Below are 13,460 nucleotides of genomic sequence, written 5' to 3' on the forward strand. Positions count from 1 at the left end.
CGTCGCTTAACCGATATCAGCACCGCAATGTTCCAAAGCATTGCCCGCAATCGCTTGCGCTCGTAGGGCGGGAGGCAATGAACGGGCGCGAATTCGATGTGGCGATCGCCGGCGGAGGGCTCGCGGGCGGACTCACCGCGCTGGCGCTGCACCGGGCCCAGCCTGCGCTGAAAATCGCGCTCGTCGAAGGTGGCGCCCGGCTCGGCGGCAACCATCGCTGGAGCTGGTTCGCGAGCGATCTCGATGCTCGGGGGGCCTCGCTGCTCGAGCCTTTCAATACGGCCCGGTGGAACGGCTACGGCGTTCGCTTCCCCGGTTTCGAGCGCCGCCTCGAGACGCCCTACAATTCGCTGTCTTCGGCCGATTTTGACGCCGGTTTGCGGGAATTTCTGCCCCCCGATGCCATCCTGACAGGCCAGCCGGCGGCGGCGCTCGACGCGCACGGAATGAACCTCGCCGATGGCGGGCGCATCGAAGCGCGTTGCGTGATCGACGCCCGCGGGATCGACCGGGCGCCGCAGCTCGAAGGGGGTTGGCAGGTCTTTCTCGGCCGCCGCATCCGCACGTCGCGGCCGCATGGGCTGGACCGGCCGATGGTGATGGACGCCGCGGTGGACCAGCACGGCTCCTGCCGCTTCGTCTACACCCTGCCGCTCGGCACCGATGAGCTGTTCGTCGAGGACACCTACTACGCCGACGAGTCCACCCTCGATCGGGATGAGCTTTCGGCGCGGATCGACCGCTACTGCGCCGCTCACGGGTGGAATGGCGAGACGATCGACAGCGAGACGGGAGTCCTGCCCGTCGTTACCGGCGGCAACTTCGAGGCGTTCCGCGCCGCCCACCGCACTTCCGGTGTCCCTACGATCGGCGCGCGGGGCGGGTTCGTGCATCCGCTGACGAGCTATACCCTGCCCTTCGCGGTCGAGACCGCGCTCGCGATTGCCGACCAACCGGGCATCGCCGGCCCCGAACTCGCCAAGCTGGTCGAGGGGCGCGCGGCGGCGCACTGGCGGCGCACGGCGTTCTACCGGCGGCTGGGCCGCATGATGTTCGGCGCGGGTTCGCCCGAGGAACGGTACCGCGCCTTCGCGCTCGTGTATGGGCTGCCGCAGCCGCTGGTCGAGCGCTTCTACGCCGGCAAGTCCACCCACGCCGACCGGGCACGCATCCTGTGCAATCGGCCCCCGGTGCCGGTACTGAGGGCCATACGCGCGCTGGCCACGCATGGCGAACGGCTCCAACGGAAGGCTGCATGAGCATGGAAGGCAAGACCGCTTGCGTCATCGGCGCCGGCTTCGGCGGCCTCGCGCTGGCGATCCGGCTGCAGGCGGCGGGCGTAAAGACCACGGTCGTCGAAGCCCGCGACAAGCCGGGGGGCCGCGCCTACTACTGGGAGCGCGAGGGGTTCACCTTCGATGCGGGCCCGACGGTGATCACCGATCCCGACTGCCTGAAGCAGCTGTGGGCGCTGACCGGGCACGATATGGCCGCCGATGTCGAGCTGATGCCCGTCACTCCTTTCTACCGCCTCAACTGGCCCGACGGCGTGAATTTCGACTATTCTAACGACGAGCCGCGCCTGCGCGCCGAGATCGAGCGGGTCGCACCCGGCGACTACGAGGGGTACGAGGATTTCCTGCGTTACTCCGCCGGGGTGTACAAGGAAGGCTACCTCAAGCTCGGCAACGTGCCGTTTCTAGACTTCGCGAGCATGATCAAGGCCGCCCCTGCGCTGGCCAAGTACCAGGCCTGGCGTTCGGTCTATTCGATCGTCTCGAGCTACGTGAAGAGCGAGAAGCTGCGCGAGGCACTGTCGTTTCATACCTTGCTCGTCGGCGGCAATCCGTTCACCACCAGCTCGATCTACGCTCTGATCCACAAGCTCGAAAAGGACGGCGGGGTATGGTGGGCGCGCGGCGGCACCAACCGCCTGGTGGCCGCGATGGTCCGCCACTTCGAGCGGCTGGGCGGAACCGTGCGCCTGCACGATCCTGTGAAGCGCGTGCACACGATCGGCACCGTCGCCACCGAGGTGGAGACCTGCAGCGGCTGGCGCGAACGCTTCCACGCTGTCGCCAGCAACGCCGACATCATGCACTCCTACCGCGACCTGCTCGGCGGCACGAAGCGCGGGGCGGATCAAGCCAAGAGCCTCTCGCGCAAGAAGTTCAGCCCATCGCTGTTCGTGGTGCACTTCGGGCTCGAAGGCACCTGGCCCGGCATTCCCCACCACGCGATCCTGTTCGGGCCGCGCTACAAGGGACTGCTGGAGGACATCTACGATCACGGCGTGTTGCCGGCGGATTTCTCGATCTATCTCCACCATCCCACGGTCACCGACCCGAGCATGGCCCCACCGGGCAAGAGCACGTTCTACGCGCTGGTCCCCGTCGCCCACATGGGCAAGCTCGCCGTGGACTGGGAGCAGATCGGCCCGATGCTGGAGAAGCGCATCCTCGACGAGCTCGGCCGGCGGCTGATCCCCGACATCCACGACCGCATCGTCACCAAGTTCCACTACGCCCCGCGCGATTTCTCGCTCGATCTCAACGCGCATGTCGGCAGCGCCTTCAGCCTCGAGCCGGTTCTCACGCAGAGCGCCTGGTTCCGCGGCCACAACCGCGACGACGTGATCAAGAATTTTTACCTCGTCGGTGCAGGAACACACCCCGGCGCCGGCATTCCGGGCGTCGTCGGCAGCGCCAAGGCAACCGCGGGGCTGATGCTGGAGGACCTGGCCTGAAATGAAGCGCCTTGCGGTATATTGCGGTTCCGCGAGCCCGTCCGATCCCCGTTACATCGAACTCGCGCGCCAGGTCGGCCATGGCCTCGCGCAGCGGGGCATCGGCGTCGTCTACGGCGGCGGCCGGCTCGGGCTGATGGGCGCGGTCGCGACCGGCGCGCTCGACGCAGGCGGCGAAGTGATCGGCGTGATCCCGCACGCGCTCGCCAACAGCGAGGTGGCCAACCACGATTGCACCGAGCTGCGGACCGTATCGGGCATGCACGAACGCAAGCAGGCCTTCACCGATTTGTCGGACGGGTTCGTCACCATTCCGGGCGGGGTCGGCACGATGGACGAGCTGTGGGAAGCGGTAAGCTGGTCGCAGCTCGGCTACCACCAAAAGCCGGTCGGCTTGCTCAACGCGTTCGGGTTCTACGACCACCTCATCGCCTTCAACCGGCACATGATCGAGACCGGCTTCATCCGTCCGGCGCACGAAGGGATCATCATCGCCGACGAGACGTTGGACGGCTTGCTCGACAAGATGGCCGCCTATCGCCCCCACACCCCGATCTTCGCGATGAAGGCGAGCGAGCTGTGAGGCGCGCCTGAGACGCCCTCGCCTCGTTCGGCCGCGGATGCTGGCCCCCTCGCGCATCCTGCGCACCACCCCTGCGCAGGCCGGCGGCGGGCGCTCTCGCGAAGAGCTGGTCGACGAGGCGGAAGACGCGATCGAGCGCGGTTCCAAGAGCTTCGCCTTCGCCAGCCGCCTGTTCGACCGTGACACGCGGGAGAAAGCCTGGCTGCTCTACGCCTGGTGCCGGCGCTGCGACGATCTTGCCGACAACCAGGACCACGGCGGCGAAATGGGCGAGCAGGAGGGCGCCGAGCGCCGTCTGACCGCGATCCGCTTGCTCACCGAGCGCGCTTTCGAAGGCCTGCCCACCGCCGATCCCGCATTTGACGCCTTCGGCCTCGTCGCGCGCGAATGCGGGCTAACGCGCGAGATGGCCGAAGACGTGATCATGGGGTTCGAACTCGACGCGCAGGGCTGGCGGCCGCGCAACGAGCGCGACCTGGCGCGCTATTGCTACCACGTGGCCGGCGCGGTGGGCGTGATGATGGCGGTCGTCATGGGGGTCCCGAAAGAGGATTCCTGGATGCTCGACCGCGCCTGCGACCTCGGCTTCGCGTTCCAGCTCGCCAACATAGCGCGCGACCTGGACGAGGACGATGCGGCGGATCGCTGCTACCTGCCGCTCGAATGGCTGGCCGAGGAGGACATCGAACCGGGCCAGTTGATGAAGCCGCACCACCGGCAGGAGGCGGCGGACATGGCCGCGAGGCTCGTTCGCCGGATGGAGCGGCACGAGGCGATGGCGCGGCTGGGGGCCGCCCGCCTGCCCTTCCGCAGCCGCTGGGCCGTGCTCGCCGCCGCCCGTATCTATGGTGCGATCGGCCGCGAGGTGGTGCGCCTGGGACCGGAGGCATGGAATCACCGGGTCGTGATCGGCAAGCGCGATAAGCTGCGCCACGTAGCCGCCGCCTTCTGGGAAGCGGTTAGAAACAAGCCCGAAGAACCCGGCGAGCCGCCTGCCTGGAGCCGCGGCGATATCCTCATCGACGTGCGCATGAGCCAGCCAATTCCGAATCTGCCTATGGAGCCTTTGCCGGAGTAGACCTGAGATCGTCATTGCGAGCGCTCGAAGAGCGCGCGGCAATCCAGCTCCTTTGCTCAAAAAGACGCCCCGCCGGTCGATGGATTGCTTCGTCGCTTAGCTCCTCGCAATGACGAATAAATTGGGTTAGCCCGCCCCCATGATCACCAAGCTTCTGATCGCCAACCGCGGCGAGATTGCCTGCCGCATCATGCGCACCGCGCGTGCCATGGGCATCGCCACGGTCGCGGTATACTCCGACGCCGATGCCAAGGCGCTGCACGTGCGCCAGGCGGACGAGGCGGTGCATATCGGACCCTCCCCCGCCGCGGAAAGCTACCTGCGCGGCGAGAAGATCATCGCTGCCGCCAAGCAGACCGGGGCGGACGCCATCCATCCGGGCTACGGTTTCCTCAGCGAGAACGCCGACTTCGCCCGTGCGGTCATCGCGGCAGGGTTGATCTGGGTCGGGCCCAAGCCCGAAAGCATCGAGGCGATGGGCCTCAAGGACGCGGCCAAGAAGCTGATGCGCGCCGCCGGAGTGCCGGTGACGCCGGGTTACGAGGGCGAGAACCAGTCGGTCGAGCGGCTGCAGAGGGAAGCCGCGGCGATCGGCTATCCGGTGCTGATAAAGGCGGTCGCCGGCGGCGGCGGCAAGGGCATGCGTAAGGTCGATGCGCCGGAGGATTTCGCGGCAATGCTCGAAAGCTGCCGGCGCGAGGCCAAGGCCAGCTTCTCGAACGACGACGTCCTGCTCGAAAAGTGGATCACCTCGCCCCGGCACATCGAGGTGCAGGTGTTCGGCGACAGCCACGGTACCGTCGTCCACCTGTTCGAGCGCGACTGCTCGCTCCAGCGCCGCCACCAGAAGGTGATCGAGGAAGCCCCCGCCCCCGGCATGGATGAAGCCACGCGCGAGGCGATCTGCGCCGCCGCCGTCCGCGCGGCCAAGGCGGTCGACTACGAAGGCGCCGGCACGATCGAGTTCATCGCCGACGCCAGCGAAGGCCTGCGCGCCGACCGCATCTTCTTCATGGAGATGAACACCCGCCTGCAGGTCGAACACCCGGTGACCGAAGAAATCACCGGGGTCGATCTGGTGGAGTGGCAGCTAAGGGTGGCAAGCGGGGAGCCGGTGCCGCTGAAGCAGGAGGAGCTTAGCATCAACGGCCATGCCATCGAGGCGCGGCTTTATGCGGAGGACCCGGCGAAGGGTTTTCTGCCGAGTACGGGACGCCTCGAACGCTTCGAGGTCAACGACGAGTACGTTCGCGTGGACACGGGAGTCGGAGAGGGGGGCGACGTCTCACCGTTTTACGACCCAATGATCGCGAAGGTCATTGCTCATCAGCAGGACCGCAACAACGCCATCATCCTGCTCAAGGGTGCACTTGAAGGCACGGCCGTTTGGCCGGTCAAATCGAACGCCGGATTTCTTTATCGACTGCTCGAAGAGTCGCAGTTTCTGGCTGGTACGATGACGACCGACCTGATCGCGGCGCGCGGTGACGACCTTCTTCCTTCCGCTTCCCCGAGCCAAGCGATGCTTCAAACCGCCGCCTTGCACTTGCAGCGCGAATATGTGGGACTGGAACGTGCGGCACTGACAGGATTCAGGCTCAACGCCGCGCCGAAACGGGCGGTGCTGCTCGAAACCGCGGATGGTCCGGTGACCGCGGAGATCCCTCACGATTGGAACGACGAGGTCTGGTCGTCGGCGGCCGGACCTGGCGCCTCCTTGGTGACTGAGAAGGGATCAACTTTCGCGCTGAGACCCTTCCATCCGCATGGCAGGGGACATCACTCCGCCCACGATGGCGACATCATCGCCCCCATGCCGGGCAAGGCAATCGCAGTCGATGTGGCCGAAGGAGACAGTGTCACCGCCGGTCAGCGGCTGCTGGTGCTCGAGGCGATGAAGATGGAGCACGCGCTCACCGCGCCGTTCGATGGGACGGTGGCGGAGCTCAACGTTAGCGAAGGCGCGCAGGTACAGGTCGAGGCGCTGCTCGCGCGCGTGGAGCCGCTTGCCGAGGAATGACCTGGGCCAAGGAACTCGAGGAACTGCGCCGCCGCGAGGCGCTCGCCGAGGAAATGGGCGGACCCGACAAAGTCGCCCGCCAGCATGGCCGCGGCAAGATGGACGCGCGCGCGCGGATCGCCGCGCTGGTCGATCCCGGCTCCTTCCGCGAGATCGGCAAGATCGCCGGCAAGGGCTCGTACGACGAGAACGGCGAGCTGACCGGCGTCCTCCCCGCGCCATTCCTGTTCGGCAAGGCCACCATCAACGGCCGCCCGGTGGTCGCCACCGCCGACGACTTCACCATCCGCGGCGGCGCGGCGGATGCCGGGATCGGCCGCAAGATGGTCCAGGCCGAGAAGATGGCCCGCGAGCTGAAGATGCCGCTGATCCGCATGATCGACGGCACCGGCGGCGGCGGCTCGGTCAAGACGCTCGAGATGATCGGCGCGACCTATATTCCCGCCGTGACGTTGTGGGGCGACGTGGTGAAGAACCTGGAGACCGTGCCGGTGGTCGCGCTCGCCTTGGGGCCGACCGCGGGGCTCGGCGCGGCGCGCATCGTCGCCAGCCACTATTCGATCATGGTGCGCGGCCTCAGCCAGATCTTCGCCGCCGGTCCCGCCGTGGTCGATGCGATGGGGGATTCGTGGAAAGGCGGCGCGGCCAATCACGAGGACGCCAAGGAGGCATTGGGTGGCAGCGCGATCCACACCCGCAACGGGGTGGTGGACGACGAGGTGGCGAGCGAGGCCGAGGCCTTCGCCCGCGCGCGGCACTTCCTGTCGTTCATGCCCGAGTATGTCGGACAGATTCCACACCGATCAGACTGTTCCGACCCTGTTACCCGGCGCGATGAAGCGCTTCTTTCGCTCGTTCCGCGCGGCGAAAAGGAGGTCTACTCGATGCGCCGCGCGCTCGATCTGGTGTTCGACAAGGGCACCGTGTTCGAGATCGGCCGCATGTGGGGCCGCGCCGCCATCACCGCCCTCGCCCGCCTCGACGGTTGGCCGGTGATGGTCCTCGCGAGCGACCCGAGTTTCCTCGGCGGATCGTGGGACGCGAAGACCTCCGAGAAGGTCGAACGCTGGGTAAAGCTCGCCGACCTGTTCCGGTTGCCCATCGTCCATCTCGTTGATAATCCAGGGTTTATGATCGGTCGCGAGGCCGAAGTCGCCGGAACCATCCGCTACGGGGTGCAGGCGATGAACGCGGTCTACAAGGCGACCGTGCCGCTCGCCTCGGTGGTCATGCGCCGCGCCTACGGCATCGCCGGCAGCGCGATGTCGAACGCCGACCTTTACCAGTACCGATACTGCTGGCCCTCGGGCGACTGGGGCAGTCTGCCGATCGCCGGCGGGCTCGAGGTCGCCTACAAGTCGGAAATCGAGGCGGCAGCCGATCCCGCCGCCGAACTCGAAGCGATCCGCGCCCGGCTGGCCAAGGTCACCAGCCCGTTCCGCAGCGCCGAGCGCTTCAACGTCGAGGACATCATCGACCCACGGGACACGCGGCCCCTGCTTTGCGAATTCGCCGAACTGGCTTGGCGCAGGCTCGGCGCGAGCTAGTGAATCTCGTGCATCGCCAGGTATTTGCGCGCATCCCGCGGGCGCCGGAACAGCACGCCCCGCTCGCTGAATAGAACGAGGCAGAGGCTCAGGAAGCTGCAGCCGAACAGCGCGAAGGCGAGCGGCTTCGCAGTGCCATCGTAGAGTTGGCCGATCGCAATCCCGAGCAGCGCCCCCATCGACATGCGAACGAAGCTCTGCGCGCTGGACGCGGCGCCGGCGGTCCTCTCGAACGGCTGCATCGCGATCGAGCCGAAGTTCGCGCCCATGAATCCGAGCAGGCAAAGGTTGGCCGCCATCAGCGGCACGAACCATTCGAGCGACTTGCCGTGATATAGGGCGGCATAAACCTGCAGCGCCGATACGAAGATGAATGTCACCAGCGCGCTGTGGCTCACCCGCCTGGCGCCGAAGCGCTCGACAATGCGCGAGTTGGCGAAGCTCGACACCGCCAGTGTCGAAGCTGTCGCGCCGAATATAAAGGGGAAGTTATCGCCGGCTCCGAAGTGCTCGCCGACCAGTTGCTGCGCGCTGTTGATATAGCCGAACATCGCCCCGAAGGTGAGCCCGCTACCGAGCACGTAGCCGATCGCCACGCGGGTGCGGAAGGTCAGCGGCAGGTTATGCGCGACGCTGCGAAAGTCGAGCGGCTGGCGGTCTTCGCGCGCCAAGGTCTCGGGCAGCCGGAAGTACGTCCATCCGCCGACTAACGCGGCCAGTGCGGCCATGCCGACGAAGACCCACGGCCAGTTGCCCATCTCGAGAATGAGTTGGCCAAACGTCGGCGCGAGCACAGGTACGACCATGAACACGATGAAGATGGTGCTCATCAGCCGCGCCATCGTGTCGCCTTCGAAGCGGTCGCGCATGACAGCCGCGGGGATCACCCCAAGCCCGGCGGTGCCCAGACCCTGCACAACGCGCAACGCGAGCAGCGCGTCGTAGCTTGGCGCCACGGCGCAGAGCAGCGAGGTGACCACGTAGAACCCGAACGCCGCGAACAGCAGTGGGCGCCGGCCGAACCGATCCGCTAGGCTGCCCGGCAGCAGGCACCCTACTCCGCTCGCCAGCAGGTAAACGCCGACGACGAGTTGCCGGCGGTTGGGATCTTCGATTCCGAAGCTCGCCGCGATCTCGTCGAGCGCGGGAAGCATCGCGTCGATCGCCAGCGCGCCCAGGCTCATGATCGCCGCCATCAGGGCGACGAACTCGCCGCGCCGGATCACCCGGGCGCTGCCGTCGCTAGCGTGAATGGCGGTGGTCATTCCCGGGGCCATGCCCTCCACGCCACGGCATGGAAAGCGCTTTTGGAAGCATTGGAGAATTCGCCGGCGAACTCTAGACTGCCGGGATGGACGAGGACGACGAGGAAGAGGAAGCGCAAGGGCTGCGCAAAATCATCCACGTCGATATGGACGCCTTCTTCGCCAGCGTCGAGCAGCGCGACCATCCCGAGCTTCGCGGCAAGCCGGTCGCAGTCGGCGGCTCCGGCGGGCGCGGTGTGGTTGCCGCAGCCAGCTACGAAGCGCGCAAGTTCGGCGTGCGCAGCGCGATGCCCGGGATGACCGCGCGACGACTGTGCCCCGACCTCATTTTCGTGCGGCACCGGTTCGAGGTGTACAAGGAGGTCAGCCGTCAGATCCGCGCGATCTTTATGGAGTACACGCCGCACGTCGAGCCGCTCAGCCTCGACGAGGCCTATCTCGACGTCACCGACGACCTGCAGGGAATCGGCAGCGCGACGCTCATCGCCGAGGACATCCGCCGACGCATCCGGGCCGAAACCGGGCTAACGGCCAGCGCGGGCGTCAGCTACAACAAGTTCCTCGCCAAGCTGGCGAGCGATCAGAACAAGCCCGATGGCATTTGCGTAATCCGGCCCGGTCAAGGAACGGCGTTCGTGCAGAGCCTGCCGGTCCGACGGTTTCACGGCGTTGGACCCAAAGGGGCCGAGAAGATGGCGCGGTTGGGAATTGAGACCGGCGCCGATCTCGCGGCCAAGGACCTGCCTTGGCTACGCGCGCATTTCGGCAGCTTCGCCGACTACCTCTACCGGGCAGCACGCGGGATCGACCTGCGCGCCGTGAGAGCCAACCGCATTCGCAAGTCGGTCGGCGGTGAGCGGACCTTCTCCGAAGACATTTCGAGCGGCCCTTTGCTGCGCGAAACGCTCGAGAACATCATTGAAATCGTCTGGGAGTCGATCGAGCGCACGAATGCCAAAGGACGCACCGTGACGCTGAAGATGAAGTACACCGACTTCCAGATAACGACGCGCGCGAAGTCGCTGCCGCATGCGGTAGCCGACAAGACCGAGTTTGCGGCAGTTGCGCGCAAGCTTCTCGACGAGGCGCTGCCCCTTCCGCTCCCGATCAGGCTGATGGGGCTCACGCTCTCCAATCTGGACCGGGGGGAAGTTGCGGTCGAGCGGCCGCGCGATGACGCCCAGCTTTCGCTGCTTTAGCCCTTTCGCTCTTTCCAGGCGGCGATGCGTTTGCGGGTGAGCGGCGTTTGCGGCTCGGGTAGCGAGTGGACCGGGAAGAACTTCGCCTCGATCACCTCCCGGCAGTCAGGCACGGGCCGGTCGATCGTTCGGCCCGTCACGAGATAGCCGGTGTGTGGGGCGCCGGAGACGATCTCCTCGATCGCCTCGATGACGTGCGGGTTCTGAAGCGTGCAGCCGGTTTCTTCGGCCAGTTCGCGGCAAGCCGCATCCTCGGGCTTCTCGCCGCGGTTCATTCCCCCGGCCGGCAGACACCAGCTTGTTGGCCCGTAGCTATGCCTGACCAGGAGCAGCCTTCCCTCAAGGTCCAAAGCCAGTACCGACACGCCTGAGAGCCTCCGCCCCGTCGCTTTGCGCCACCTGTGGCGCAAGCGATACGCAATTCGCAGCAGGAGCCGATGCAGCGGCGCCGGGATCAGGCGAAGCATGTCACCGGCTGCCTGGCCGCGCCAAGAAGGCGCGCAACGGGAAGGTCGCTCTCCCCCGCCGCCGCGGTGTCGAACACGCGCCGCTTGGCCTCGCCGCGGATCACGAACATGAGCCGGTCACTGTTCAGTAGCGCCGGAAGGGTCAGGCTGATCCGATCGAATGGCGCCTCCGGCGGCAGAGGATCGGGCGTCAGGCGGCGGATCGAGGCAGGATCGTCCACTCGGGGCTGGGTGTTGGGAAAGAGCGAGGCGACGTGACCGTCCTCCCCCATTCCCAACCACGCCAAAGCGAAACGGGGAACCTGCTCCATCTCCGTCAGCGTCACTACCTCCGCGCCGACCGGTTGCATCAGCGCGCGTATGCGGCCGGTATTCGACGCCGGATGATCTTCGGCGACCACACGGTCGTCCCCCGGCCACACGGTCACTCGCGACCAGTCGAGCGGCTGGGTGGCCAGGCGCTGCAGTATCGGGAAGGGCGTCGACCCACCCGGAACGGTTATCGCAGTAGGCCCGCCGCGAGCGAGCGCTTCTCCTAGTATGTGCCCGATCCACGCCGCGATCGCGGCGTCGTCCGCATCTTCGATGACAGTGGGCTGTCCCATAGCCCTTCGATAGCGCAATCCGGTGCCGCTGCCAGCGCCATTGTCGAGAAAAAACAGTGCCTAGGGTCAGCCAATGATCCCGCGTGCCGCCAGTGCGACTAAGATTGCAGCGACCAGCAAGGCAAGGCTGAGTGCCAAGCGAATTGACCGGAGCCGCCAGCGATCGATCTCTTCTCCGAACAGCGCGCCGCATGCCAGCGCCGCCGTGCCGCCCAGCGCGCCGCCTATGCCGGCCATCCATGCCGACCCGCCCGCGGCAAAGGCAAACACGCAGAAGCGCGAGGCATCGCCCAACTGGTGCGCAAGCAAGACAACGAAGCTGGCGAACAGCGAGCGGGTCGGTTCCTCGGGCAGTTTGCCAGGCCGCCTCCATGCAAGTTCGATGGCGGCGAGCAGCAAGGCAAACCCGACCAGCATGTCTGCCGCCGGGCCCGGCAGGATCAGCGCCAGCGCAAGTCCGGCCGTGGCCATCGCCAGCGCAGAGGCAGTCGAAGCGGCGGCGGCGACGGCAAGGAGGCTGCGGTCGTTACCTAACCGCTCAGCGAGCCGGGCAACGAGCAACTGGTCGCGTCCGCCGAGCGAAACCGCGAATACCGAAACGAGGGCGAGCAGAAACGCCGCCACGCGGCTAGCCTGCGGTCAGACCCACGGGCCGGTGATGGCAAAGGTCTTGGCGGGGCTGTAAAGATTGACGAACAGCGTCTTGCCGTCGGGCGAGAAGCAGGCGCCCGCCCATTCGGTCTGCACGTGCGAACGGGCCAGCGGGTAGGCGACGCCCGAGGGCGCAATGCCGCGGAGGTGGTTGTCGACCACGTCGGTGTACTGGTCCTCGCACACCACCAGATCGCCCCACGGTGCGATGGTGAGATTGTCGCCATAGTTGAACTGGTCGGGACTGGTCGATTCGAAGAAGAGCTGCAACTTGTCGGTGGTGCCCGACACATCGAGCCGGAAGATCTGCCCGAGCTTGGCGGTGCCGCCGCTGGTGGCGGTGAAATACATCTCGCCCTCGCCCATCCAGATCCCCTCGCCGCGCGCGAACTTCGCGGCGCCGAGCGCTGCCCCGCGCATGCGGAGATCGTCCTTCGGCGCTTCGACGGCGTCGAGATCGACCCAGCGCGCCGGGTGCCAACTATGCGGCGCATAAGCGACGCCGCCCCAGTTGCGGGTGTCCTGCACCCCGTCCGACAGCACGAGTGCCTGCAGTTTGCCGCCCTGCTCGAGACGGCCCTTCACGTTGGGAATGAAGCGATAGAGCAGCGAGTCGTCGCGGTCCTCGGTAAGGTAGGCGTAGCCGGTGCGCGGATCGACGCAGGCCGCCTCGTGGTTGAAGCGGCCCATCGCCTTCAGAGGCACCGGATCGACGAGGCCGGGTGCGTCCGCAGGCACTTCGAATACCCAGCCATGGTCCTTGCCGATCCGGCCGTCAGCAAGCGAGGTGTTCTCTTCGCACGTCAACCAACTGCCCCAGGGCGTGACCCCGCCGGCGCAATTGCGGATCGTGCCGGCGAGCGAGCGATATTGCCTTTCGACTGCAAGCGTATCGGCATCGAGCACGATGGTCGTGGTGCCCCCGGGCAGGGGAACGAGGCTCTTGGCGATATAGTCGTAGGCGCGGCCCATCACCCCGCCGCCATCGTGGCGGGGCGGATAGCACTCGTGGTTGCGGACGAGCGCGATCTTCCCGTTCGGGAGGTCGAAACAGCCCATCCCGTCCGCCGCGTCGGGGACGGTGAAGCCGTCGCTCATCGCGTCGCCAAGCTTTGAGATCAGGCGGTAGGAAAAGCCCTGCGGAAGATCGATCAGCCCCGCTGGATCGGGCACCAGCGCGCCGTATCCCACGCGCCCGCCTCGGGTCGTCACGGTGGTGCATCCACCACACGCGGCCAGTGCGGCAAAGGCGCTGGCGGTTGCGCCCAGGAAGCTGCGGCGGTGCATCGGCATGGTCAT

At 66.7% G+C, this 13,460-nt stretch carries 12 protein-coding genes; 7 read left to right on the top strand and 5 right to left on the bottom strand.

Annotated features, from left to right (window positions below; genetic code table 11):
* The first annotated feature begins 77 nt into the window (after window positions 1-77).
* The 6 genes from crtY (at window position 78) to ACWPM1_RS11505 (ending at window position 7,974) form a co-directional block, all read left to right on the top strand.
* Window positions 78-1,259, top strand: a complete 1,182-nt coding sequence (crtY, locus tag ACWPM1_RS11480; RefSeq protein ID WP_455694965.1) for a lycopene beta-cyclase CrtY — start codon at window positions 78-80, stop codon at window positions 1,257-1,259.
* Window positions 1,256-2,746 carry a phytoene desaturase gene (locus ACWPM1_RS11485; RefSeq protein WP_455694966.1) on the top strand — a complete coding sequence of 497 codons (1,491 nt, stop codon included), beginning with the start codon at window positions 1,256-1,258 and terminating at the stop codon, window positions 2,744-2,746. Before crtY ends, ACWPM1_RS11485 begins: the two co-directional genes overlap by 4 nt.
* 1 nt (window position 2,747) lies before the next feature.
* Window positions 2,748-3,329 carry an LOG family protein gene (locus tag ACWPM1_RS11490; protein WP_455694967.1) on the top strand — a complete coding sequence of 194 codons (582 nt, stop codon included), beginning with the start codon at window positions 2,748-2,750 and terminating at the stop codon, window positions 3,327-3,329.
* Window positions 3,330-3,366: 37 nt separating this feature from the next.
* Window positions 3,367-4,407, top strand: coding sequence for a phytoene/squalene synthase family protein (locus ACWPM1_RS11495; protein WP_455694968.1), 1,041 nt, complete (start codon window positions 3,367-3,369; stop codon window positions 4,405-4,407).
* Between the two features lie 139 nt (window positions 4,408-4,546).
* Complete coding sequence (locus ACWPM1_RS11500; protein WP_455694969.1) at window positions 4,547-6,427, top strand: acetyl/propionyl/methylcrotonyl-CoA carboxylase subunit alpha; 1,881 nt, start codon at window positions 4,547-4,549, stop codon at window positions 6,425-6,427.
* Window positions 6,424-7,974, top strand: coding sequence for an acyl-CoA carboxylase subunit beta (locus ACWPM1_RS11505; protein WP_455694970.1), 1,551 nt, complete (start codon window positions 6,424-6,426; stop codon window positions 7,972-7,974). Before ACWPM1_RS11500 ends, ACWPM1_RS11505 begins: the two co-directional genes overlap by 4 nt.
* Here ACWPM1_RS11505 and ACWPM1_RS11510 read toward each other — a convergent pair.
* Entirely contained in the window at window positions 7,971-9,239 is a 1,269-nt protein-coding gene (locus tag ACWPM1_RS11510; RefSeq protein WP_455694971.1) for a multidrug effflux MFS transporter, read from the bottom strand. The two genes, ACWPM1_RS11505 and ACWPM1_RS11510, sit on opposite strands and share 4 nt — an antisense overlap.
* An 86-nt stretch (window positions 9,240-9,325) precedes the next feature.
* Here ACWPM1_RS11510 and dinB point away from each other — a divergent pair, with 86 nt between their 5' ends.
* Window positions 9,326-10,438, top strand: coding sequence for a DNA polymerase IV (gene dinB, locus ACWPM1_RS11515; protein ID WP_455694972.1), 1,113 nt, complete (start codon window positions 9,326-9,328; stop codon window positions 10,436-10,438).
* Here the strand turns inward: dinB and ACWPM1_RS11520 are convergent.
* The 4 genes from ACWPM1_RS11520 to ACWPM1_RS11535 all read right to left on the bottom strand — a co-directional run bounded on the left by ACWPM1_RS11520 (window position 10,435) and on the right by ACWPM1_RS11535 (window position 13,460).
* Complete coding sequence (locus ACWPM1_RS11520; RefSeq protein ID WP_455694973.1) at window positions 10,435-10,905, bottom strand: NUDIX domain-containing protein; 471 nt, start codon at window positions 10,903-10,905, stop codon at window positions 10,435-10,437. The two genes, dinB and ACWPM1_RS11520, sit on opposite strands and share 4 nt — an antisense overlap.
* On the bottom strand, window positions 10,893-11,510 hold the full coding sequence (locus tag ACWPM1_RS11525) for a 6-phosphogluconolactonase (protein ID WP_455694974.1): 618 nt from the start codon (window positions 11,508-11,510) through the stop codon (window positions 10,893-10,895). Before ACWPM1_RS11525 ends, ACWPM1_RS11520 begins: the two co-directional genes overlap by 13 nt.
* A gap of 66 nt (window positions 11,511-11,576) precedes the next feature.
* Window positions 11,577-12,134, bottom strand: coding sequence for a TMEM165/GDT1 family protein (locus ACWPM1_RS11530; RefSeq protein ID WP_455694975.1), 558 nt, complete (start codon window positions 12,132-12,134; stop codon window positions 11,577-11,579).
* A 15-nt stretch (window positions 12,135-12,149) separates the two neighbouring features.
* Window positions 12,150-13,460, bottom strand: coding sequence for an alkaline phosphatase PhoX (locus tag ACWPM1_RS11535; protein WP_455694976.1), 1,311 nt, complete (start codon window positions 13,458-13,460; stop codon window positions 12,150-12,152).

Source organism: Tsuneonella sp. HG249 (assembly GCF_053819205.1).